The organism is Leifsonia poae (genome assembly GCF_050632865.1).
GTDB classification, from domain to species: domain Bacteria; phylum Actinomycetota; class Actinomycetes; order Actinomycetales; family Microbacteriaceae; genus Leifsonia; species Leifsonia poae_B.
This window is the reverse complement of record NZ_JBODSA010000001.1, coordinates 770,671-793,758: the sequence shown is the minus strand read 5'-3', so window position 1 is coordinate 793,758 and position 23,088 is coordinate 770,671. Positions and strand designations below refer to the sequence as shown.

The window sequence follows — 23,088 nt, the reverse complement described above, 5'->3', positions numbered from 1 at the left end:
AGCAAGTGAACGCGACTAGCATGTGGACATGCCGACCGACCCGTCCGCCACCCCCGCCTCCTCCCGCAGCGCGCGCGATCGCGTGCTCGACGCCTTCGAGGAGCTGCTGGCGGAGCAGAGCGAGCGCGCCGCGACGCTCGACGCGGTCGCCGCTCGCGCGGGGGTCTCGAAAGGTGGCCTGCTCTATCACTTCGCTTCGAAGGAGGCGCTGGTCGGCGGGGTGCTCGAACGCTTCGCCGGCCTCGTCGCCGACGACGTCGAGCGGATGCGCGCCGACGAGGCAGGCCCGGTCGACTACTTCCTGCGTACGTCCATCCCCACGGATTCGCGCTTCGAGCGGGCGGTGGTCGCGGTCGCGCGGCTCGCCCAGGCCGCGGACCCGCGTGCCCGCGACGCCCTGGCGGACGCCCAGCGCGTCTGGCTAGGCGCGCTAGAGGAGGCGGTCGGCGATCCGCTCGCCGCCCGGATGGTCATGCTCATCGGCGACGGGATGTACTACAACGCGGCGCTGCTGCCTGCGGCGAACACCGTGCTGCGCGACGAGACAGACGTGGACCAGCTGATCGCGCTCGTGCGCGACATCGCGTCCGCGCGCTAGCTTCGCTGCCGCGCGACATTCGTCGCGAATGGCGACCATTCGTGACGAATGCGGGAGGGGTCAGCCCGCCTCTGCGAGCAGCCGTTCGAGCGATCGTGCCGTGCGGTCGTCGCGCGCGGACCGGATGGCCGCCCGATAGGCGTCCGCCGCCTCCTGTTCGCGGCCGGTCAGCCGCAGCAGGTCGGCGCGGGCGGCGTGCGCCTCGGCCGCCAGCAGGCCGGTCGCGAGCGCGGGATCGGCGTCCAGCGCCGCCAGCGCGACCTCGGGTCCCGCATCCGGGCTGTGGCCGAGCGCGACGATCCTCCCGAGACGCGCGGCCGGACTGGGCCACTGCCGCACCAGGCCGTCGTACAGCCGGGCGATCGCGGGCCAGTCGGTCGCCTTCCACGTCGGCGCGATCGCGTGCAGCCCGGCGATACCCGCCTGGAGGGCGTACCGGCCGCCTCCCTGCAGTGCGGTCGTCGCCAGCGCCTCGCCCTCGGCGATCAGCGCCGCATCCCAGCGCCGCCGGTCGGCCTCACGGAGAGTGGCGAACTCGTCGTCGTCGGTCAGCCGGGTGGACTGGCGCGCCTCGGTCAGCAGCAGGAGCGCCAGCAGTCCGGCGCTCTCGGCGTCGCCGAAGACGCGGTGGGCGTCGCGGGCGAGCTCGATCGCATCCCGGCGAAGGGTCGCGTCGACCGTCTGGTGTCCGACCGTGTACAGCAGGTAGATCGTGGTGAGCGCGTCGGGCATCCGTGCGGCCACCGCAGCCGGGTCGTCCAGCGCGAACCGCAGCCGGGCGTCGTGGATGCGCTTCTTGGCGCGGGTGAGGCGCGCCGCCATCGTGGGCTCGGGCACGAGGAACACGTCGGCGATGCGGGCGGTCGGCACGCCGCAGACGAAGCGGAGCGCCAGCTCCACCCGCGCCTCCGGAGCCAGCTCGGGATGCGCGACGACGAGGATCAGCTCCAGCCGCTCGTCCCCGGTGAACACGGAATTCTCCTCGATAGCGTCCGGCGCGGCCGCTGCGCGCGCCACCTCCGCAGCCAAGGCGGGTGCGGCGCGTGCCGCCGTCTGTTCGCGCCGCAGCGTGTCCAGCGCGACGCGACGCGCGACCGTGGTCACCCAGGCCGCCGGGTTCGCGGGAGCGCGCCCGCGGTCGGCCTCGACGACGGCGCGCGCGAACGCCTCCTGCACCGCGTCCTCGGCGAGCAGGAGGTCGCCCGTGGTGCGCGCGACGGCGCCCAGGATGCGCGGCGACTCGTCGCGCCACGCCCGTTCGAGCGCGGCGCGACCGACGTCGGCGTCCGCCGTCACTGGGCCGCCGTCACGACGTCGCCGTCACAGGGCTGCCGTCACTCAGCGCACCGCATCCAGCACCAGCACCGGGTACAGCTCGATCGAGCCGCGCGTCGGGCATAGGGCGGCGAGCTCGCGCGCCTGCTCCGGGCTCGACGCGGTGAAGCTGTAGAACCCGGTGATCGCCTCGCTCGTCTCGCCGAACGGACCGCTGGTGAAGACCGGCGTGCCGTCGGCGCCGGGCGTGATGCGGGTTGCCTGGCCGGCCTCCTGCAGCGCGTTGCTGGCGACGATGCGCTCCCCCGCGGCCGTAACGGCGTCCTGGAACGCCTTGTGACCGGCCATGCCGGCCTGCCAGTCGTCGGCCGTCATCGTCTCGGGGCTCCAGTTCGGCTCGCGGATGAGCAGAACGTACTCGTCGGACATGGTGTCTCCTCAGATCGTAGGGATATCGACACCCCTACGACGCAAGTAGGCCACACGAATCGACAGCGCGGAAGAGAAATCTTCCCCGGAGTCAGGACTCCGTGATGTCGATCTCCTGCATCAGGTCGGCGTCGATCGCGAGGCGCACCTTCTCGAGCAGCCCGTCGGGCACGCGCGAGTCGACGGTCAGGACGCTGAGCGCCTTGCCGCCGGCCGAGGTACGGGCGATCTGCATGCCCGCGATGTTGATCGCGGAGTCGCCGAACTCGCGGCCGTAGACCGCGACGATGCCGGGACGGTCGTCGTAGACCATGACGACCAGGTGCTCCGCGATCGGGACCTCGACGTCGTAGCCGTTGATGCCGACGATCTTCTCGATCTGCTTCGGGCCGGTCAGAGTGCCCGAGACCGAGATCTGCGAGCCGTCGCTCAGCGCGCCGCGCAGCGTGATCAGGTTGCGGTACTCCTCGCTCACCGAGTCGGTGATGAGGCGGACCTCGATGCCGCGCTGCTCGGCGAGCAGCGGCGCGTTCACGTACGACACGGTCTCGCTGACGATGTTGGTGAAGATGCCCTTCAGTGCCGCCAGCTTCAGCACGCTGACGTCGTAGTCGGCGAGCTCGCCGCGCACCTCGACGTCGACGCTCGTGACCGGGCTGCCGGCGAGGCCGGAGAACACCTGACCCAGCTTCTCGACCAGCGGGATCCCGGGCCGCACGTACGGATCGATGATGCCGCCCGCGACGTTGACCGCATCCGGCACGAGCTCTCCCGACAGCGCCAGGCGGACCGAGCGGGCGACCGAGACGCCCGCCTTCTCCTGCGCCTCGTCGGTCGACGCGCCGAGGTGCGGCGTGACGACGACGTTCTCGAGGGCGAGGAGCGGCGAGTCCTGCGGCGGCTCGGACACGAACACGTCGAGGCCGGCGCCCGCGATGGTGCCGGTGGCGAGGGCGCGGTACAGCGCGTCCTCGTCGATGAGGCCGCCGCGGGCGACGTTGACGATGAACGCGGTGTCCTTCATCTGCGCGAGCTGGTCGTCGGAGATCATGCCGGTGGTCTCCGGCGTCTTCGGCATGTGGATGGTGACGAAGTCCGCCTGCGCCAGCAGCTCGTCCAGGGTCACCAGCTGCACGCCGAGCTGCTGGGCGCGCGCGCTCGTGACGTACGGGTCGTAGGCGATGACGTTCGTGCCGAACGCCTGCAGGCGAGCGGTGATGAGGGCGCCGATGCGGCCGAGGCCGATGATGCCGACGGTCTTCTCGTACAGCTCGACGCCGGTGTACTTCGACCGCTTCCACTGCCCCTGCGCGAGCGCGCTGTGCGCGGCCGGGATGTGACGGGCCAGGCTCAGGATGTGACCGACAGTCAGCTCGGCGGCCGAGATGATGTTGGAGGTCGGCGCGTTGACGACCATGACGCCCGCGTTGGTCGCGGTCTTGATGTCGACGTTGTCGAGGCCGACACCCGCACGGGCGACGACCTTGAGCTGCTTCGCCGCCTCCAGCACCTCGGCGTCGACCTTGGTCGCGGACCGGACCAGGATCGCGTCGGCGTCGGCGACCGCGGACAGGAGCGCCGGACGGTCGGTGCCGTCCACGTTCCGGACCTCGAAGTCGGGCCCCAGGGCTTCGACGGTGGCGGGCGAGAGTTCTTCGGCGATCAGGACGACCGGCTTTGTCACGTGGCAGATCCTTACGGTGGTGCGAGGGCTGGCTTGGGATGAAAGTGCGCCACGGTCGGTGGGGCGCCGAACGGCTTAACTCTAGCGGGGCGTCAAGCGCGCTTTTCGCCGCGTTACGGGCGGTGGAGGTCGTGCGCCCGGGAGAGGATGGGCGGGTGACTCCGTTCGAGATCGTCCAGCTCGTCCTGCGCATCGCGCTCGCCCTCGTGTTCGTCGGGATGGGGACGCTCCACTTCGTGCCGGGGCCGGCGCGCGGGATGGCCGCGATGATCCCGCCGGCGGTGCGGGTGGTGTCACCGCGCGCCCTGGTGGCGTTCACGGGCGTGTGCGAGCTGGCGGGCGGGATCGGGCTGCTGGTTCCCGCGACCCGGGTGGCCGCGGCGATCTGCCTGGTCGTGTTCCTCGTCGCGGTGTTTCCCGCGAATGCCTACGCCGCCGGAAAGACCGAGCGGTTCGGGGTGTTCGCCACACCGCTCGTGCCGCGCGCGATCCTGCAGGTGGTGCTCATCGCGCTCTGCGTGGTGTGCGCGCTGTAGCGAGCCTCAGCGTGTCAGGCGGGCGAGGCGCGCAACGGCGACCGCCTCGGCGACCGTCGCCGCGTCCGTGATGTCGTAGCGCGCATCCCCACCGCCGGGGCCGCTGGGCGCTCCGACGACCGAGTCGCGGGCGGAGAGATGCACCGCATCCACCCCGCTGGAGGCGATTCTCGGGATGTCGTCGATGCGGACGCCTCCCCGGCCATCACCTCGATCCGGCCTGCAGCCCGCTGGGCCAGCGCCCTGAGCGTCGCGACGCCGTCGATGGTGCGGCTCGCGCCTCCCGAGGTCAGCACGCGCCCGACGCCGAGGGCGATCAGCTCCTCGAGCGCGGTGGCCTGGTCGCCGATGATGTCGAAGGCCCGGTGGAACGTCACGGGTAGGCCTTCCGCCGCATCCACGAACCGGCGCAACGCCTCGCCGTCGACGGTGGCGAATTCGTCGAGCGCGCCCACCACGACGCCGGCCGCACCCGTCGCGCGGGCGAAGCGGATGTCGGCGACGGTCAGCGCCACCTCGGCGGCGTCGTAGACGAAGCCGCCGCCGCGGGGACGGACGAGCACGTGCACGAAGCCGTCCCGCTCCTCCCGTCTCGCCTCCTCGACGGCCGCCGCGATGAGTGCAGCGGACGGCGTGAGGCCGCCCATCGCCAGCGCCGTGCAGAGTTCGACCCGGTCGGCGCCCTCGGCGAGGGCGATGCGCACGCCGGTGGGATCCTGCACCGCGATCTCGACGGCGACGCCCATGGATGCTCCTCACACGCGAGGAGTGCCGCACGCGACGCGTGCGGCACCCCTGAGACTAGTGCGCGGTGACCGTGACGGTCAGGCTCAGCGAGCGACCTCGCCGTCGACGTAGTCGTCGTCGTTGGAGGCGTTCCAGGCGAAGAGCTTGCGCAGCTCGCGGCCGGTGGCCTCGATCGGGTGCTGCTCGCCCTTGGCGCGGAGCGCCAGGAACTCGGGCGCACCCGCGTCCTGGTCGGCGATGAAGCGCTTGGCGAAGGTGCCGTCCTGGATGTCGGACAGCACGGCCTTCATGTTCTCCTTGACGTGCGGGTCGATGACGCGCGGGCCGGAGACGTAATCGCCGTACTCGGCCGTGTCGGAGACCGACCAGCGCTGCTTGGCGATGCCGCCCTCCCACATGAGGTCGACGATGAGCTTCAGCTCGTGCAGCACCTCGAAGTAGGCGACCTGCGGCTGGTAGCCGGCCTCGGTCAGGGTCTCGAAGCCGTACTGGACGAGCTGCGAGACGCCACCGCACAGGACGGCCTGCTCGCCGAACAGGTCGGTCTCGGTCTCCTCGGTGAAGGTGGTCTTGATGCCGCCGGCGCGGAGGCCGCCGATGCCCTTCGCGTACGAGAGGACGAGCGGCCAGGCGTTGCCGGTCGCGTCCTTCTCGACGGCGACGATCACGGGGACGCCGCGGCCGGCCTCGTACTCGCGACGAACCGTGTGGCCCGGGCCCTTCGGGGCGACCATGATCACGTCGACGCCCTCGGGCGCCTCGATGTAGCCGAAGCGGATGTTGAAGCCGTGCCCGAAGACGAGGGCGTTGCCCTCCTGCAGGTTGCCCTGGATGTCCTCGGCGTAGAGGTGGCGCTGCACCTGGTCCGGCGCGAGGATGACGATGACGTCGGCCCACGCCGCGGCGTCGGCGGCGCTGAGGACGCGGAAGCCCGCCTCCTCGGCCTTCGGCTTCGACTTCGAGCCCTCCTTGAGGCCGATGACGACCTCGACGCCCGAGTCGCGCAGGTTCTGCGCGTGGGCGTGGCCCTGCGAGCCGTAGCCGATGACGGCGACCTTCTTGCCCTGGATGATCGAGAGGTCCGCGTCGTTGTCGTAGTAGATCTCAGCCACTTGGCTACTCCTTGCTGGTTGGTTCGGAAGAATCGAAAACTAGTTCTTGAAGACGCGCTCGGTGATGGACTTGCCGCCGCGGCCGATCGCGAGGAGGCCCGACTGGGCCATCTCCTTGATCCCGTACGGCTCCAGCACCTTGAGCAGCGCCTGCGTCTTTCCGCTGTCGCCGGTGACCTCGATCACCAGCGCGTCGGTGGCGACGTCGACCACGCGGGCGCGGAACAGGTTCACCGCTTCGAGCACCTGCGAGCGGGTGGAGTTGTCCACCCGCACCTTGATGAGCAGGTGCTCCCGCTGGACCGACTGTGCCGGGTCGAGCTCGACGATCTTGATCACGTTGATCAGCTTGTTGAGCTGCTTGGTGACCTGTTCGAGCGGGAGGTCTTCGACATCGACCACCACGGTGATGCGCGAGAGGCCGTCGACCTCGCTCGTGCCCACCGCGAGCGAGTGGATGTTGAAGCCGCGGCGGGCGAACAGCCCGGCGACACGGGTCAGCAGACCGGGCTTGTCCTCGACGAGGAGGCTCAGAACGTGCGTGCTCATGGGTCACTCCCCTCCGAACGACGGACTGTGGTCGCGGGCGTACTGGACGTAGCTGTTGCTGACGCCCTGCGGCACCATCGGCCACACCATGGCGTCGGCGCTCACGACGAAGTCGATGACGACCGGCCGGTCGTTGGTCTCGAGCGCGAGCTTGATCGCGGCATCCACTTCCTCTTCCTTCGTGACACGGATGCCGAGGGCGCCGTACGCCTCGGCCAGCTTCACGAAGTCGGGGACGCGGACGGTGTCGTGGCCCGTGTTCAGGTCGGTGTTGGAGTAGCGGCCGTCGTAGAAGAGGGTCTGCCACTGCCGCACCATGCCGAGCGACGAGTTGTTGATGATCGCGACCTTGATCGGGATGTTGTTGATCGTGCAGGTGGCGAGCTCCTGGTTGGTCATCTGGAAGCAGCCGTCGCCGTCGATCGACCACACCGTGCGGTCGGGCTGGGCGACCTTCGCGCCCATCGCCGCCGGCACCGAGTAGCCCATCGTGCCCGCGCCGCCGGAGTTCAGCCACGAGTTGGGACGCTCGTACTTGATGAACTGCGCGGCCCACATCTGGTGCTGTCCGACGCCTGCGGTGTAGATGCCCTCCGGGCCGGTCAGCTCGCCGATCCGCTGGATGACGTACTGCGGCGCGAGCAGCCCGTCGCTGGTGGGCGTGTAGCCGAGCGGGAACTCCTCGCGGAGCCCGTTCAGGTACGTCCACCACTCGACGATGTCGGGCTTCTGGGCGCGTGACGCCTCCTGGAACGCCGCGGTCAGATCGACGATGACGTCCTTGGCATCGCCGACGATGGGGACGTCGGCCATCCGGATCTTCGAGATCTCGGCCGGGTCGACGTCGACGTGCACGATCTTCGCGTTGGGTGCGAACAGCGAGGTGTTGCCGGTGACGCGGTCGTCGAACCGCGCGCCCAGCGACACGATGAGGTCGGACTCCTGCAGCGACAGCACCGCGGGCACCGTGCCGTGCATGCCGGGCATGCCGAGGTGCTGCTTGTGCGTGTCGGGGAAGGCGCCGCGCGCCGTCAAGGTCGTGACGACCGGCGCGCCGGTGGCCTCGGCGAGCTCCAGGAGTTCCTGCGACGCCTTGGCGCGGATCACGCCGCCGCCGACGTAGAGCACCGGCTTCTTGGCCTCGGTGAGCAGCTGGGCCGCTGCCAGCACCTGCTTGCCGTGGGCCTTGGTGATCGGCCGGTAGCCCGGCAGGTCGACCTTGGGCGGCCACACGAAGGGTGCGCTGTTCTGCTGCGCGTCCTTGGTGATGTCGACGAGCACCGGACCCGGGCGGCCGGTGCCGGCGATGTGGTAGGCCGCCGCGATGGTCGCCGGGATCTCCTCCACGCTCTTCACGAGGAAGGAGTGCTTGGTGATCGGCATGGTGATGCCGACGATGTCGGCCTCCTGGAACGCGTCCGTGCCCATCAGGGTGGAGAACACCTGGCCGGTGATGAACACGACGGGGACGGAGTCCATGTGCGCGTCCATGACCGCGGTGACGAGGTTGGTCGCGCCGGGGCCCGACGTCGCCATGGCGACGCCCACCCGGTTGGAGGCGACCGCGTAGCCCTCGGCCGCGTGACCGCCGCCCTGCTCGTGACGCACCAGGATGTGCCGGATCTTGGTCGAGTCCATGATGGCGTCGTAGATCGGCAGGATGGCACCGCCCGGAAGTCCGAAGACGTCGGTGACGCCCAGGAGCTCGAGGGTGCGGACGACCGACTGCGAGCCGGTCAGATTCTCGGGCGACGCCGTGCCCGGCGCCGCGGACGGCAACACAGTGCTGGGGGTTGCATCCGTGGACATGCCTTTATCAGTCCCTTACGTACGAAGATGGTTTACGGTGCTGGCGCAAAGGCTCAGCCGGTGACGGCTCCTTCAGCTGCGGAGCGCACGAGCTTGGAGAACTTCGCGAGAACGCCACGGGTATAGCGCGGAGGAAGAGGCGCCCAGCCTTCACGGCGGGCGGTCAGCTCGGACTCGTCGACAAGTAGGTCGAGGGAGCGAGCCGCGATATCGACCCGTATCAGATCACCATCGCGCACGAAGGCGATGGGACCTGCGTCCACCGCTTCGGGTGCTATGTGGCCGATGCACAGGCCGGTTGTGCCGCCTGAGAATCGTCCGTCCGTCAATAGTAGTACATCCTTGCCGAGGCCCGCGCCCTTGATGGCAGCGGTGATGGCCAGCATCTCGCGCATGCCCGGGCCGCCCTTCGGGCCCTCGTAACGGATGACGACGACGTCGCCGGCCTTGATGGTGCCCTCGGTCAGCGCGTCCATCGCGGCGCGCTCGCGCTCGAACACGCGCGCGGGGCCCTCGAAGACGGTGGCGTCGAAGCCGGCCGTCTTGACGACAGCACCCTCGGGAGCCATCGAGCCCTTGAGGATGGTGATACCGCCGGTGGGGTGGATGGGGTTGTCGAGCGAGCGCATGACCTCGCCGTCCGGTGCGGGCGGGTTGATCTCGGCCAGGTTCTCGGCGACCGTCTTGCCGGTCACGGTGAGGCAGTCGCCGTGCAGCAGGCCCGCGTCGAGCAGCGCCTTCATGACGACCGGGACGCCGCCGTGGCGGTCGACGTCGTTCATGACGTACTTGCCGAAGGGCTTGAGGTCGCCGATGTGCGGCACCTTGTCGCCGATGCGGTTGAAGTCGTCGATCGTGAGGTCGACCTCGGCCTCGTGCGCGATCGCGAGCAGGTGCAGCACCGCGTTGGTCGAGCCGCCGAACGCCATGACCACGGCGATGGCGTTCTCGAACGCCTCCTTGGTCATGATGTCGCGTGCGGTGATTCCCTTCTTGAGCAGGTTGACCACGGCCTCGCCGGAGCGGTGCGCGTAGTAGTCGCGGCGGCGGTCCGCCGAGGGCGGCGCGGCCGACCCCGGGAGGCTCATGCCGAGCGCTTCGGCCACGGAGGCCATGGTGTTGGCCGTGTACATGCCGCCGCACGCGCCCTCGCCCGGGGCGATGGCGCACTCGATGCGCTTGAGGTCTTCTTCGCTCATCTTGCCGGCCTTGCACGCGCCGACCGCCTCGAAGGAGTCGATGATCGTGACGTCCTTCTCGGTGCCGTCGGAGAGCTTGACCCAGCCCGGCGCGATCGACCCGGCGTAGAGGAAGACCGCTGAGAGGTCGAGCCGTGCTGCCGCCATGAGCATGCCGGGGAGCGACTTGTCGCAGCCGGCGAGAAGGACGGTTCCGTCGAGCCGTTCGGCCATCATCACCGTCTCGACCGAGTCGGCGATGACCTCGCGCGACACCAGCGAGAAGTGCATGCCCTCGTGGCCCATGGAGATGCCGTCGGAGACCGAGATGGTGCCGAATTGGAGCGGATAGCCGCCACCCGCGTGCACGCCCTCTTTCGCGCCCTGCGCGAGACGGTCGAGCGAGAGGTTGCAGGGCGTGATCTCGTTCCAGGACGAGGCGATGCCGATCTGCGGCTTCTCCCAGTCTTCATCGCCCATGCCGACGGCGCGGAGCATCCCGCGGCTGGTGGTGGCTTCGATCCCGTCCGTGACGACGCGCGAACGCGGTTTCCAATCGACTTCTGGCATGGAACAACTCTAGGACGTCTCGAATGCCCCTCCGACCATGTGTCCAGAACGGTGGAGAACCCGCGATCGGGTCAGTCTGTCGACGACTTCACGTGGGCCTCGCGCGCCTGGGCCAGCAGGGTCAGCAGCGTCGCGATCGCGCGCTCGTCGGCCACCCGGTACTGGGCCGCCGTCTCCCCCTCGCCCACCTTGATGCCCACATCGCCGTCGGCGGGCCGGAGCACCCGGAAGCCGTCCTCGTCGGTCACGTCGTCGCCCGCGAACAGCACAGCGGTCGCCTTCGTGTACTCACGCAGGCGCTCCACCCCGTCGCCCTTGTGCGCCTCGCGGATCGAGAACTCGATGATGTCCTTGCCGTCGCGGATGGTCAGCGCCTCGCTCACGGAGGCAGCCGCAGCGCGAGCCCGCGCGACGACGTCCGGCCCGAGGCCGTCCTCGACCTGCCGGTAGTGCACGCCGTACCCGACCGGCTTGGTTTCGAGCTTCGCACCGGGCACGTCGTCCACGAGGGCGCCGAGCGCGTCCCCCAGGCGCTCCAGCGTCTCCTGCTCGGTGGGCGACAGATCCAGCGAGACCCCGTCGCGCCCGAAGCGGATCTCGACCCCGTGCGAGCCGATGAGCAGCGCATCCGCGTCGGCCTCCGTCACGACCTCGAGGCTCGACAGCGGACGGCCGGACACGTACGCGACCCACGTGTTCGGCAGGTGCTCCAGCCGGTCGAGCGCGGCCTTGGACTCGGGCAGCGCCCGGGCGCCGCGCGGGACGTCGACGAAGGGCGCGAGCGTCCCGTCGAAGTCGAGGGCGAGCAGCAGGCGATCGGTGGTGGCGAGCTTCTGCAGCGCGGTGGCGAGGGCGACGGCGGAGGCGGGCGGGAGGTGCGAGGCGGTGTCGGTCATGCGGCTTTCAGACGGGGAGGAACAAACAGTGGATGGGCTCAGCGGCGGTTGACCGGCGGGTCCTGGAGCGGGTGGTCGCCGTGGGCGCTGCGGGTGAGCGCGTCGAGGAAGGACGCGGACCAGCGGGCGACGTCGTTGGTGAGCACCTTCTTACGCAGCGCGCGCATCCGGCGGGTCCTGTCGCGCTTCGGCATCGCGAGCGCCTGCATGACGGTGTCCTTGAGGCCTTCGATGTCGTGCGGGTTGATCAGCAGCGCCTGCCGCAGCTCGTCGGACGCACCGGCGAACTCGCTGAGGACGAGCACGCCGTCCTCGTCGACGCGGGTGGCGACGTACTCCTTCGCGACGAGGTTCATACCGTCACGGAGGGCGGTGACCAGCATGACGTCGGCGGCCAGGTACAGCGCGACCATCTCCTCCCGCGGGTAGCCGTGGTGGAGGTACGCGACCGCGGTGTGGCCCAGCGTCGAGTAGTCGCCGTTGATCCGGCCGACGGTCAGCTCGATCTCGTCGCGCAGCTGCCGGTAGGTCTCGACGCGCTCGCGGCTCGGGCTCGCGACCTGGACGAGCGTGACGTCCTCGGCCTTCACGCGGCCTTCCTCCAGCAGCTCGCCGAACGCCTTGAGCCGGTGGCCGATGCCCTTGGTGTAGTCGAGCCGGTCGACGCCGAGCATGATCTTCTCGGGGTTGCCCAGCTCCTCCCGGATCTCGCGGGCGCGCGCCTGGATCTCCGGGCGCCGCGCCAGATCCTGGTACTGGTCGGCGTCGATCGAGATCGGGAACGCCCGGGCGAGCACCGTGCGCACCAGGCCGCCGCGACGGTCGGTCGTGACGTGGCGGTGCGACCCGGCCTCCGGGTCGTCCGTGTCGATCGGCACCTCGATGATCGGCCCGCGCGTCTCGTACCCCTTGAGCCGGCGCACAGCGCGCGAGAAGTTGCCCGCGTCGGCCACCCGCTGGAAGCCGATGACGTCGGCGCCGAGCAGCCCGTCGATGATCTGCCGGCGCCAGGGCAGCTGCGAGTAGATGCCGTACGGCGGGAACGGGATATGGTTGAAGAAGCCGATGACGAGGTCCTGCCGCAGCTCGCGCAGCATCGCGGGGACCAGTTGCAGCTGGTAATCGTGCACCCAGACGACGGCGCCCTTGGCGGCGACGGACGCCGCAGCCTCGGCGAAACGGCGATTGACCTTCACGTAGCTCTCCCACCACTCCCGGTGGTACGACGGCTGCGCGATCACGTCGTGATAGAGCGGCCACAGGGTGTCGTTCGAGAAGCCCTCGTAGTACTCCTGCAGCTCCTGCTCGCTGAGCGGCACGGGGAGGATGTTGATCCCGCCCGCCTCGAACGGCTCGATCTCCTCGTCCGAGACGCCGGCCCAGCCGATCCACACGCCGTCCTGCGACCGCATGACCGGCTCCAGCGCTGCGACCAGACCGCCCGGCGAGGGCCGCCAGTCCGCGTTGCCGTCGTCATCGACCACCCGGTCGACCGGCAGGCGGTTGGAGACGATGATCAGGTCGTAGGTCGTCGGTTCTGGCGTCGCGGTGATGGTCGGTCAACTCCCTTGAAGGCTCTCGGCGTGAGACACCAGCCAGGGTACCAGCGCCCCTACTGCGCCTTGCCGAGCAGCTGGATGAGGCGGCTCGCGTACTCCGCATAGCCCGCGGCGGTGGGATGGAAGACGTCCGCCCCCGAGGTGTTCAGCCACGGCCTCCGGTCGCCGATGGCGTGACCGGTGAAGTCGACCGGCAGGTACGTCAGGGGCTTGCCGTCGGCGCGCTGCTGGTCGACCGCCTGACGGATCACCTCGTTGAGGCCGATGGTCGCGGCGTTGATGGCCGCGGCCGTTTGGAAGTCGGGTGCGCTCGGATCGGACGCGTCGTACAGCAGGGTGTAGCCGGTGACGACGATTCGTGCGTTCGGGGCGGCCTGCGCGATGGCGCTGTAGACCGTGTCCAGCCGGTCAGGCAGCACGTTGAGGAGCGAGAGGGCCGCGGTGACCTGGTTGCGGCAGGCGGCCGCCTTGCCGGCCGCGCAGCTCCCGGCGATCTCGGCGACGCCGAGGTCGTTGCCGCCGATGCTCACGGTGACGAGGTCGGTGCGCTCGTCGAGGGCGATCAGCTGGTGCTTGAGCAGGTCGGACGTGGTGGCTCCGGCGCAGGCGGCGTTCACGACGAGGTCGACGCCTGCCTTGCGCGCGAAGACCGACGGGTAGCTGTTGGCGCTCAGCTTGCACTTGCCCTGCTCGGCTCCCGCGCCCATTCCCGCCGCGAAGGAGTCGCCGACGGCGACGTACCGGGTGGACGCGGTGAGCGGTTCCTTCGGGAACGGGTCGGGCGTCTGCGTGGGCGCGGGGACGGACGTGGCAGCCGGGCGCGGCGCACCCGCGCTCGAGGGTGCGCCGGAGCAGCCGCTCAGGACGAGGGCGGCGGACGCCGCGGCCAGCACGGCGACGGCGCGGAGCACACGGGAGGCGCGCGGCGCGCGGGGGTCTCGGGATGCTTCGGGTCGCATCCGTCAGACACTAGACCGCCCGGCTTGGGGAACGCTCAAACGTGCCGATCACACGCGCTCGGTGAGGGCCAGCAGGATGGCGGGCACCGACTCCGACAGCCGCTCGGGGAAGGTGCGCTGGTCGTCGGCCAGCACCGCGCGCGCCTCGCCGTTGGCGCACAGCTCGGCGATGACCCGCACGGCCTCGGCCGGCTCGATGGTGAACCGGCGTCCGGCGCTCGCGAGGGCCTGGACGACGATCTCGGTCAGCTCGGCGAAGAACTCGTCGTAGTACCGCAGGTAGTCCGCCGCGATCGAGTGGTCGCGCAGCGCCATGAGCTGGAACTCGGCCTGCACCAGCCACCAGCGCCGGTCGTCGGACTGCAGCTCCAGGATGCGCGTGATCGTCCGCAGCACGTCCTCATCGTCGAGCTCTGCCCCCTGCTCGCCCACGAGCGGGGCGAGGAACTGCTCGACGCCCGCATTCAACTGCTCGAGCCGCATCCCCATCTCGCGCTCGATGAGCGCCAGGAACAACTCCTCCTTGCTGGAGAAGTTGGAGTAGAACGCGCCGCGCGTGAACCCGGCGGCCTCCACGATCGTCTCGACGCTGGCCGCGCTGACCCCCTGGTCGGCGAACACCTCGAAGGCGGCGTCGAGCAGGCGCGTCCGGGTGCGCCGGCGCCGACCGGACTCGGTGGGCGCGTCTTCCGTGAGAGTCGTGGTGTTCAAGCTGAAACCTTCCTGAATCCAACTTTCGATACAGCAGTGTATCCGATACGGTTCTGTACGGATACAACGGTGTATCGAACTGTTTTTCGTCGCTTTCGGTACTCACCCACTGGAGAACCCGTGTCCTCGCTCCTGTACTCGGTCGGCCGGTGGGCCTTCCGCGCCCGCAAGCTGGTCCTGATCCTCTGGATCGGGCTCCTCGCCCTTCTCGGCGGCGGCGCCCTGCTCCTCAACCAGGGCACGGACAACAGCTTCAGCATTCCGGGCACCGAATCGCAAGAAGCGCTCGACACGCTGAGCCGCACGTTCCCGCAGGTCAGCGGCACCAGTGCGCAGGTCGTGGTGGTCGCGCCCGACGGGCAGACCGTCGACGACAGCGACATCAAGAAGCCCATCGAGGCAGCCGCGTCCGACCTCAAGGACGTCGACGGTGTCTCCGGCGTCACCTCCCCCTACTCCGACCAGGTCAAGGACCTCGTCTCCGACGACCGCTCCGCCGCGATCATCACCGTTCAGCTGAAGGGTCAGATGACCACGGTGACGGCCGAGACGAAGGACGACATCAAGAAGGTCGGCGCCGACCTGGCGAAACAGCTCCCGGACGGCTCGAAGTCGGCCGTCGGCGGCCAGCTGTTCTCGCAGAACCTGCCCACCCTGTCGGTGATCGAGCTGATCGGCGTCGGCATCGCGCTCATCGTGTTGATCGTCACGTTCGGCTCGTTCCTGGCCGCAGGGATGCCGCTGCTCACGGCCATCCTCGGTGTCGCCATCTCGATGTGCCTCATCTTCATCGCGACGCTGTTCGGCTCCATCTCGTCGACCACGCCGATGCTCGCGCTCATGCTCGGGCTCGCGGTCGGGATCGACTACTCGCTGTTCATCATCTCGAGGCATCAGGGGCAGTTGAAGGCCGGGGTGCCGCCGGAGGAGTCCGCCGCGCGCGCGGTCGCGACCGCTGGATCGGCGGTCCTGTTCGCGGGCATCACGGTCATCATCGCGCTGGCGGGCCTCGCCGTCGCCAACATCCCCTTCCTCACCACGATGGGTCTCGCGGCGTCGGCCGCGGTCGCCGTCGCCGTGATCATCGCGCTCACCCTCACGCCGGCACTGCTCGGCTTCGCCGGTGCGCGTCTGACGCCCGGGCGACGGAAGTCCGCCCGCGAGGAGAAGCGCCGCGCGGCGGCGGCCGCCGAGGCCGACGAGGTCGAGGCGCCGCCTGCGGAGCCCACCCCCGCTCCCGCCGCCGACTTCGCACACGCGGCCAACGCCGAGATCCCCCGCGGGTTCTTCCGCGGCTGGGTGCGCGCCGTCACACGCTTCCCGATCGTCACCGTCGTGGCGGTCATCGTCGGCCTCGGCATCGCCGCCCTCCCGGCGCTTCAGCTGCGGCTGGCTCTACCCGACGCCGGCTCGCAGCCCGAGAGCTCGTCCGCACGCGTGGCCTACGACCTCGTCTCCGAGCACTTCGGCCCCGGCTACAACGGGCCGCTGATCGTCACCGGATCCATCATCCAGAGCACCGACCCGCTGGGGCTCATGAAGAAGATCGGCGACGAGATCGCCGACCTGCCGGGCGTCGCCTCGGTCCCGCTGGCGACCCCGAACGCCACCGCCGACACCGGGATCGTCCAGGTCGTGCCGACGACCGGCCCGGACGACCCGAAGACCGCCGACCTCGTCGCCGAGATCCGCGCGAAGCACCAGCACTTCCTCGACGAATACGGCGTCGACCTCAAGGTCACGGGCAACACCGCCGCGCAGATCGACGTGTCATCGCGACTCGGCGGCGCCCTGCTGCCGTTCGGCGTGCTCGTGGTCGGGCTGTCGCTCATCCTGCTGACGATGGTGTTCCGGTCGATCGCGGTGCCGATCAAGGCGGCGCTCGGCTACCTGCTCTCGGTGGGCGTCGCGTTCGGCGCCGTCACGGCCGTGTTCGAGTGGGGCTGGCTGTCGGATGTGCTGCACGTCGACAAGACCGGGCCGATCATCTCGTTCATGCCGATCATCCTGATGGGCGTGCTGTTCGGCCTCGCGATGGACTACGAGGTCTTCCTGGTCAGCCGCATCCGCGAGGACTACGTGCACGGTGGCAATGCGCGGCGCGCGATCCAGAGCGGATTCGTCGGCTCGGCGAAGGTCGTGACCGCGGCCGCGATCATCATGATCTCGGTGTTCGCCGCGTTCGTCCCGGAAGGCGACGCGTCGATCAAGCCGATCGCGCTCGGCCTCGCCGTCGGCGTGTTCGTGGACGCGTTCATCGTCCGCATGACGCTGGTGCCCGCGGTGCTGCAGCTGCTGGGCGAGAAGGCCTGGTGGATGCCGCGCTGGCTCGACCGCATCCTCCCGTCGTTCGACGTCGAGGGCGACGGCCTGCAGAAGGAGCTCCAGCTCGCCGACTGGCCCGAGCCGGGCGCGACCGACGTCGCCGCCGCCGAGGGACTGACCGTCGCGACGCGGAAGCGCACGCTGGTCGGCGACGTGTCGTTCCGGCTCGGCGACGGCGAGGTGCTGGTGGTCCACGGCGGCGACCGCACCGCTGCTCTCGCCCTGCTCATGGCGATCACGGGACGCACGCACGTGAACGGCGGCACCGTGAAGGTCGCCGGGTTCGTCCTCCCGACGCGCGGGGCAGCGGTCCGGTCCGCCACCTCGGTCGTGCGGCTGGACCACTCCGACACCCCGGTGGAGGACGTCCGCCGGGCGCTCGCCAGCCGCCCGCAGCTGCTCGCCCTGGACGCCGTCGACACCCTCACCGACCCGGTCGAGCGGCGCCGCCTCCGCGCCGAGCTGACCGCCGCGCTCAGCCGGGCGCGCGTCGAGGAGCGGCCGTTCGCCCTCGTCGTCAGCTGTGTCGACCCGTCCGGTCTCGACGACCTCCTGCCCGACACGGCCGAGCCGACCGCCGTCGACCTGTCCGACGCGCCGCGCGCCGCGACGCCCGTCACCGATCTCACCGACACCGACCGCGCCGAGCACGGCGCCCACCTCGAGAAGACGAACGCCTGATGACCACGCCCACCTCTCCCCTGCGCCGCCCCGGGTCGCTGTTCTCGCTGGAGCGGATGCGCTCCGACAAGCGCGTCACCTGGCTCACCATCGCCGGCATCCTGCTCGTCCCGCTGGTCATCGGCGGCCTGCTCGTCTGGGCGCTCTGGAACCCGACCGAGCGCCTTCACGACGTCAAGGCGGCCGTGGTCAACCTCGATCAGCCGGTGAAGCTGAACGGCCAGACCGTCCCGCTCGGGCGCCAGATGGCGGCCGGGCTCCTCGACACGAAGAACGACAACTTCTCGTGGGTGCTGACGGACAAGAAGGACGCGGACAAGGGCATCGCGAGCGGCGAGTACGTCTCGGTCGTGACCATCCCGGAGAACTTCTCGAAGGCGGCGACCTCGACCGCGGGGAAGGCGTCGGAGGCGACCCAGGCCACCATCGACGTTCGCACCAGCAAGGACTCGAAGCTCGTGGACCCGGCCATCAGCCAGGCCGTGACCACGACCGCCACCTCGGTGCTCAACAAGCAGCTGACCTCGACCTACATCGAGAACGTGTACGTCGGCTTCAACACGCTCGGCGAGCAGCTGGGCAAGGCCGCGACCGGCGCGGATCAGCTGGCGGGCGGACTGACGCAGCTCGCGAGCGGGACGCACCAGCTCGCCGACGGGGCGGCACAGCTGTCGACCGGTGCATCGTCGCTCGCAGGCGGCATCTCGCAGCTGTCGGACGGGACGTCGGGGCTGGCGGACGGGCTGCAGCAGCTCTCGGGCGGCGCCGGCTCGCTCGCGGGGGACTGCAGACCCTGAACGACAAGACCGCTGCCCTTCCATCGCAGGCGCAGCAGCTCGCCACCGCCGCCGGAGGCGTGTCGACCGGCGTGAACCAGACGGCCTCCGGGCTGGGCGAGCTCTACACCAACTGCGTCGCCCTCCACACCGCCGCCGACCCGATCTGCGCGGGCATCAAGCAGACGCAGAACGGCATCACGCAGGCCGGCCCGGGCGGCCGCCCGAGCCTGTCGAGCCTCGCCTCCACGGTGGCGAGCGGCAACGCCGGGCTCGCGAGCGGGCTGACGGCGCTCTCGGCCGGGATCGGGCAGTCGGCCGCCGGCGCGGCGCAGCTCTCCGGCGGCGTCGCCCAGTCCGCATCCGGCGCCCAGCAGCTCGCTTCAGGCGCATCGCAGTCCGCGGACGGCGCGCAGCAGTTCGCGACCGGTGTCCAGCAGCTGAGCGACGGCATCCCGGCGCTCGCGTCCGGCGCCGACCAGTCGGCCTCCGGCGCCTCGTCGCTCGCGACGGGCCTGCACACGGCCGTGAAGCAGTTGCCGTCCTACGACACCGGCGAGCGGACCAGCCTCGCGAAGGTCGCGGCCGAGCCGGTCACGCAGAAGAGTTCGGGCACCACCGCGTTCGGTAGCTCCAGCATCCCGCTGTTCGCCTCCGTCGGGCTGTGGCTGGGCGCGCTGGCGACGTTCCTCGTGCTCCAGGCCCTGTCCCGCCGTGCGCTGCTGACCTCCCGGGCCGCCGGCCTCATCGCGCTCGACGGCTTCGTGCCCGCCGCCGTGCTCGGCGTGCTGCAGGGCGTGCTCGTCTCCGCGGTCATGGCTCCGGCGCTCGGGCTCGACGTCGGGCACTGGTTCGGCTTCGCCTGGCTGGCGGCGGCGACCGGCATCGCCTTCGCGGCGGTGAACCACGGCCTCGTCGCCCTGCTGGGCGGGATCGGCCGCTTCCTGTCGATGCTCGTCGTCGTGATCACGCTCGCCTCCGGCATCGTCTCGACCGCGCCCGACTTCTTCGATGCGGCGCTGCCCTGGCTCCCGACGGCTCCCGCGATCACCGCGCTTCAGGGCGCGATCGACGGATCCGCGGACGCCTGGCGCGGCCTCGGCGGCCTGCTCCTCTGGGCGGCCCTCGGCTTCGCCCTCGCGCTGATCGCCGTCGCCCGCCGCCGCGTGATCAACGCCGCGCAGCTCCTCCCCGCCGAGTAGCCGCCGCCCCGCCCGCAGCCGGTCAGAGGGTGAGGGAGAGGGCCAGGGTGGCGAGGACGACGGTGACGGGGGCGACGATCAGGCCCAGGAGCATGTAGCGGGACCAGCGGATCTCGACGTCGAACGACGTCAGGCGCTGGTGCCAGAGGAGGGTCGCGAGGCTCGCCCACGGCGTGATCAGGGGACCGGCGTTCACGCCGATGAGCAGCGCCGCGAGCCGCGCTGGGCTCTCGGCGACCGGCTCCAGCGCCAGGTAGGCCGGGAGGTTGTCGATCGCGTTCGCGCCGACCAGCCCGGTCAGGGACAGCCGCAGCAGGGCCAGCGGCGACTCCCCGTGCCGGAGATCGTCGCCATCAGCGTCCCGAGCCCGGCCGCGTGCAGCGCCTCGATGAACAGGAACAACCCGGAGGCGAGCAGCACCAGCTGCCAGGGCAGCAGACCGAAGCGCACGACCCCGCGCCGACGCACGAGGAACAGCACCACGAGAACGACGGCGGCGATCGTCGTCGGCAGCCACACCGGCAGCCCCGAGACCAGCAGCGGGACCAGCGCCACCACGACCGCGCCGGAGACCCAGAACAGCACCGGGTCCTCGATGCCGTCCTCCTCTCCCGTCTCGTAGCGCACGAGGAGGAAGCGCCGGGCGATCACGAAGACGACGATCATCGGCACGATCATCGCCACCAGCGCGGGCGCCCACATGAGCGCCGCGAACGCCGCAGGCGACGGGTCGCCCATGGAGTGCTGCGCGAGCAGGTTGGTCAGGTTGGAGACCGGCAGCAGCAGCGAGCCGGCGTTCGCCATCCATACGGTGGTCAGCGCGAACGGAAGCGGGTTCAGCCCGGCGTGCCGCGCCATCACGATCACGACCGGCGTGAGCAGCACCGCGGTCGTATCCAGCGAGAGGAAGATCGTGCTCAGCGCGGCGACGAGCACGACGAGCAGCCACAGCACCCAGGCGCGGCCGCGGCCCCAGCGCGCGGTCTGCTGCGCGAGCACGGTGAAGACCCCCGCCTCGGCGGCGAGCTCCGTCACCACGGTGATGGCGATGACGAAGAGCAGGATGGGCCAGACGCGGTCCCACAGCTCGACCGCCTCCGGGACCGGCAGCAGACCGGTCGCCACGGCGATGCCGCCGAGCACGAGGAGCACGGCGCCCACGATCGCGGTGCGCATCGTCCTCCTCCCGGCCTCGACCATCGAAGCGTACGCTACGGGACGACCCGGAAAGGAATCGGATGCGCAAGTACCTCTTCAACGGCGCCGTGATCAGTGCGGCGATCGGACTCTGGACGACCATCCAGTCCTCCAAGAGCGGCCCCCGCGACTGGCGCGTCCCGCTCATGTGGATCAACGCCGGGATCTCGCTCGTGCTGGCCGTCGGAGCCGTGCTCCAGGAGACGCGGGAGGCCTCTGAGCGCGAATCCAACCCGGTTGGTGCACGAAAGGGCCGCTGACCCGCCGAATTCCGCGGATCTCCCGGCGTGTTGCGCGGGTTTCCTCGGCACTCCTCCAGGACACTTGTATTACTGGTGAACCTGGAAGGGGTTGCGCGATGTTTGGTCGTAGGCGGCATGCCGCGGCAGTGCCGGCGGCTCCGGCTCCGCAGTTGACGGATGCCCAGATCCTCGAGCTCGTCCACGGAAAGGTGTCCGAGCTCATCGGAGAGGACGGCGAGTGGACGGTCGTCCGCCGCGCCCAGGACGACACCGACACCATCTTCCACTCGATCCTCGCCCAGTCGGTCTCGGTCGGCATCGCCGCCGCGATCGCCGAGGCGCGTCGCCGCCTCGAGGCCGGCGAGTCGCTGACCGCGCCGCAGCACCTGGCCGCGGAGGTCGCCGACGCGCCCGTCGAGGCCGAGGTCGTGCACGCGCACGTCGCCGAGGCCGCTCCGGTCGTCGAGGTCCCCGCCTCAGAGGTGGAGGCGCCTGCCGCCGAGCTCGAGGCCGAGGACGAGCCCGCCGCGTTCGGCTGGGAGCCCGCCCCGATCACCCAGTGGACGGACCTCCGCAAGCCGGTGACCGGCGAGTTCCCGCTGATCTCGCACCGCACCGCGGCCTGACCCGCCGACGGCGAGCCCCACCGCGGCTCGCGCCGGCAGCCGCCGTTCAGCCCAGCTCGGGCCAGTCCTCCGGACCCTCCGACCCCGCCGGATACTCCTCCAGCGGGACCTTCCCGTCACGCCAGGCCGCCAGCACCGGCTCCACGATCCGCCAGCACTCCACCGCCGTGTCGGCGCGCACCGACAGCGACGGATCTCCGTCGAGGATGCCCTCCAGCACCTCGCCGTAGGCCAGCAGCGCACCCGGCCCGAACTCGGCCTTGAGCGTCGTCCGCTCCAGCTCGTACGGGTCGCCGGTGCCGTTGATGTTGATCTCGATCGACATCGAGTCCGGCGCGAACAGCAGGCGCAGCTTCGCGGGCTCGGTCGACCCCGTCAGCCCGGTCGGGATGTGCGCGGCCGGCGTGAAGGTGACGACCATCTCACGCCGGCGGCTGCCGAGCGCCTTGCCCGAGCGCAGGGTGAACGGCACGCCCTTCCACCGCCAGGTGTCCACCTGCAGGGTGACTTCGGCCAGGGTCTCCGTCTCCCGCGACGGGTCGACGCCCTCCTCATCCTTGTAGGCGGGCAGCTTCTTGCCGTCGATCTCGCCCGCCGCATAGCGCGCGCGGCGGCTGGATGCGACCGGATCGTCGCCCCAGACCTTCGTCGCGCGCAGCACGATCTGCTTCGCGTCGCGCAGGTCGGCCGCTCCCAACGTCGACGGCGGCTCCATCGCGAGCACCGCCATGACCTGCAGCAGGTGACTCTGGATCATGTCCATCAGGGCGCCGGCGCCGTCGTAGTACCGCGCGCGTCCTTCCAGGCCGAGGGTTTCGTCGTAGATGACGTCGACGCGCTCGATGTGCAGGCCATCCCACAGCGGCTCCATGATGCTGTTCGCGAAGCGGACACCGAGGATGTTGAACACGCTCGACCGGCCGAGGAAGTGGTCGACGCGGTGGATCTGGTCCTCCGGGACGAGGGTCGCCAACTGCGCGTTGAGCGCGATGGCGCTCTGCCGGTCGGTGCCGAACGGCTTCTCGAGGGCGAGCGTGAGGCCCTTCGGCAGGTCGAAGGTGCCGAGCGCCTGGCACGCCTTCGCCGTGACCGCGGGCGGCAGCGCGAAGTACAGGGCGGGGACGCCCTTCACGCTCCCGAGCAGGTTCTGGAGGTCGTCGGCGCTGGTGGCGTCCGCCCTCACATAGCGGGTCTCCTTCAGCAGCTTCTCGACGGCGTCGCCCTTGGCCCCGACCGTCGCGAACGACTTCGTGATGATCGCGCGCCAGGCGTCCGCATCCAGATCATCGCCGGCCGAGCCGACGAGCGAGATGGAGCGCTGCGGTTGATCGGTGAGCAGCTGGCCGATCGCAGGGAGGAGCAGCCTCGACGTGAGGTCGCCGGATGCTCCGAGAATGACAAGAGTGTCCACAGCCTGCGTCATGCGG

Annotated in this window: 20 protein-coding genes and 1 pseudogene; 7 read left to right on the top strand and 14 right to left on the bottom strand. The window is 70.4% G+C overall.

Translation table 11 applies throughout. The features are described 5' to 3' along the window. The first annotated feature begins 28 nt into the window (after positions 1–28). Positions 29–598 carry a TetR/AcrR family transcriptional regulator gene (locus ACRAWB_RS03975; protein WP_431352154.1) on the top strand — a complete coding sequence of 190 codons (570 nt, stop codon included), beginning with the start codon at positions 29–31 and terminating at the stop codon, positions 596–598. A 60-nt stretch (positions 599–658) separates the two neighbouring features. Here ACRAWB_RS03975 and ACRAWB_RS03970 read toward each other — a convergent pair whose 3' ends face one another. The 3 genes from ACRAWB_RS03970 to serA all read right to left on the bottom strand — a co-directional run bounded on the left by ACRAWB_RS03970 (position 659) and on the right by serA (position 3,986). Further along, complete coding sequence (locus ACRAWB_RS03970) at positions 659–1,894, bottom strand: RNA polymerase sigma factor (protein ID WP_431352153.1); 1,236 nt, start codon at positions 1,892–1,894, stop codon at positions 659–661. 42 nt (positions 1,895–1,936) lie between these two features. Then, positions 1,937–2,302, bottom strand: a complete 366-nt coding sequence (locus ACRAWB_RS03965; RefSeq protein WP_431352152.1) for a YciI family protein — start codon at positions 2,300–2,302, stop codon at positions 1,937–1,939. 91 nt (positions 2,303–2,393) lie between these two features. Continuing rightward, positions 2,394–3,986 carry a phosphoglycerate dehydrogenase gene (gene serA / locus ACRAWB_RS03960; RefSeq protein ID WP_431352151.1) on the bottom strand — a complete coding sequence of 531 codons (1,593 nt, stop codon included), beginning with the start codon at positions 3,984–3,986 and terminating at the stop codon, positions 2,394–2,396. Between the two features lie 155 nt (positions 3,987–4,141). Here serA and ACRAWB_RS03955 point away from each other — a divergent pair, with 155 nt between their 5' ends. Next, on the top strand, positions 4,142–4,522 hold the full coding sequence (locus tag ACRAWB_RS03955; protein WP_431352150.1) for a DoxX family protein: 381 nt from the start codon (positions 4,142–4,144) through the stop codon (positions 4,520–4,522). 14 nt (positions 4,523–4,536) lie between these two features. Here the strand turns inward: ACRAWB_RS03955 and ACRAWB_RS03950 are convergent, their stop codons facing one another. From ACRAWB_RS03950 to ACRAWB_RS03910, 9 genes are all read right to left on the bottom strand, one after another. Beyond that, complete coding sequence (locus tag ACRAWB_RS03950; RefSeq protein WP_431352149.1) at positions 4,537–5,268, bottom strand: copper homeostasis protein CutC; 732 nt, start codon at positions 5,266–5,268, stop codon at positions 4,537–4,539. An 84-nt stretch (positions 5,269–5,352) separates the two neighbouring features. Beyond that, positions 5,353–6,381 (bottom strand): ketol-acid reductoisomerase, encoded by a 1,029-nt coding sequence (gene ilvC, locus ACRAWB_RS03945; protein WP_121260240.1) that lies wholly within the window; start codon positions 6,379–6,381, stop codon positions 5,353–5,355. Positions 6,382–6,420: 39 nt separating this feature from the next. Next, positions 6,421–6,930 (bottom strand): acetolactate synthase small subunit, encoded by a 510-nt coding sequence (gene ilvN, locus ACRAWB_RS03940; RefSeq protein WP_064108653.1) that lies wholly within the window; start codon positions 6,928–6,930, stop codon positions 6,421–6,423. 3 nt (positions 6,931–6,933) lie between these two features. Further along, a complete protein-coding gene (locus ACRAWB_RS03935; protein ID WP_431352148.1) occupies positions 6,934–8,739 on the bottom strand; it encodes an acetolactate synthase large subunit in 1,806 nt (601 codons plus the stop codon). A gap of 53 nt (positions 8,740–8,792) precedes the next feature. Further along, the gene (ilvD, locus tag ACRAWB_RS03930) at positions 8,793–10,487 is read right to left on the bottom strand and encodes a dihydroxy-acid dehydratase (RefSeq protein ID WP_363808372.1); all 1,695 of its coding nucleotides are present in this window, start codon (positions 10,485–10,487) and stop codon (positions 8,793–8,795) included. 71 nt (positions 10,488–10,558) lie between these two features. Continuing rightward, positions 10,559–11,383: a trehalose-phosphatase gene (otsB, locus tag ACRAWB_RS03925; protein WP_431352147.1), complete on the bottom strand. Its 825-nt coding sequence runs from the start codon at positions 11,381–11,383 to the stop codon at positions 10,559–10,561. A gap of 38 nt (positions 11,384–11,421) precedes the next feature. Then, on the bottom strand, positions 11,422–12,867 hold the full coding sequence (otsA, locus tag ACRAWB_RS03920; protein WP_431352146.1) for an alpha,alpha-trehalose-phosphate synthase (UDP-forming): 1,446 nt from the start codon (positions 12,865–12,867) through the stop codon (positions 11,422–11,424). Positions 12,868–12,995: 128 nt separating this feature from the next. Further along, complete coding sequence (locus ACRAWB_RS03915; RefSeq protein WP_431352145.1) at positions 12,996–13,901, bottom strand: SGNH/GDSL hydrolase family protein; 906 nt, start codon at positions 13,899–13,901, stop codon at positions 12,996–12,998. A 48-nt stretch (positions 13,902–13,949) separates the two neighbouring features. Then, on the bottom strand, positions 13,950–14,612 hold the full coding sequence (locus tag ACRAWB_RS03910; protein WP_431352144.1) for a TetR/AcrR family transcriptional regulator: 663 nt from the start codon (positions 14,610–14,612) through the stop codon (positions 13,950–13,952). Positions 14,613–14,732: 120 nt separating this feature from the next. Between ACRAWB_RS03910 and ACRAWB_RS03905 the strand changes: the two genes are divergently transcribed. From ACRAWB_RS03905 to ACRAWB_RS03895, 3 genes are all read left to right on the top strand, one after another. Next, entirely contained in the window at positions 14,733–17,618 is a 2,886-nt protein-coding gene (locus ACRAWB_RS03905; RefSeq protein WP_431352143.1) for an MMPL family transporter, read from the top strand. Beyond that, a complete protein-coding gene (locus ACRAWB_RS03900) occupies positions 17,618–18,415 on the top strand; it encodes a YhgE/Pip domain-containing protein (protein ID WP_431352142.1) in 798 nt (265 codons plus the stop codon). Before ACRAWB_RS03905 ends, ACRAWB_RS03900 begins: the two co-directional genes overlap by 1 nt. A 71-nt stretch (positions 18,416–18,486) precedes the next feature. Next, complete coding sequence (locus ACRAWB_RS03895) at positions 18,487–19,596, top strand: hypothetical protein (RefSeq protein WP_431352141.1); 1,110 nt, start codon at positions 18,487–18,489, stop codon at positions 19,594–19,596. 22 nt (positions 19,597–19,618) lie between these two features. Here ACRAWB_RS03895 and ACRAWB_RS03890 read toward each other — a convergent pair. After that, positions 19,619–20,772 (bottom strand): annotated as a pseudogene (locus ACRAWB_RS03890) (SLC13 family permease). Positions 20,773–20,834: 62 nt separating this feature from the next. Here ACRAWB_RS03890 and ACRAWB_RS03885 point away from each other — a divergent pair. Both ACRAWB_RS03885 and ACRAWB_RS03880 read left to right on the top strand, forming a co-directional pair. Then, positions 20,835–21,053 carry a hypothetical protein gene (locus tag ACRAWB_RS03885; protein ID WP_431352140.1) on the top strand — a complete coding sequence of 73 codons (219 nt, stop codon included), beginning with the start codon at positions 20,835–20,837 and terminating at the stop codon, positions 21,051–21,053. A gap of 152 nt (positions 21,054–21,205) precedes the next feature. Then, on the top strand, positions 21,206–21,661 hold the full coding sequence (locus tag ACRAWB_RS03880) for a hypothetical protein (RefSeq protein ID WP_431352139.1): 456 nt from the start codon (positions 21,206–21,208) through the stop codon (positions 21,659–21,661). Between the two features lie 46 nt (positions 21,662–21,707). Here ACRAWB_RS03880 and ACRAWB_RS03875 read toward each other — a convergent pair whose 3' ends face one another. Continuing rightward, positions 21,708–23,084, bottom strand: a complete 1,377-nt coding sequence (locus ACRAWB_RS03875; RefSeq protein ID WP_431352138.1) for a glucose-6-phosphate dehydrogenase — start codon at positions 23,082–23,084, stop codon at positions 21,708–21,710. Between the last annotated feature and the right edge of the window lie 4 nt (positions 23,085–23,088).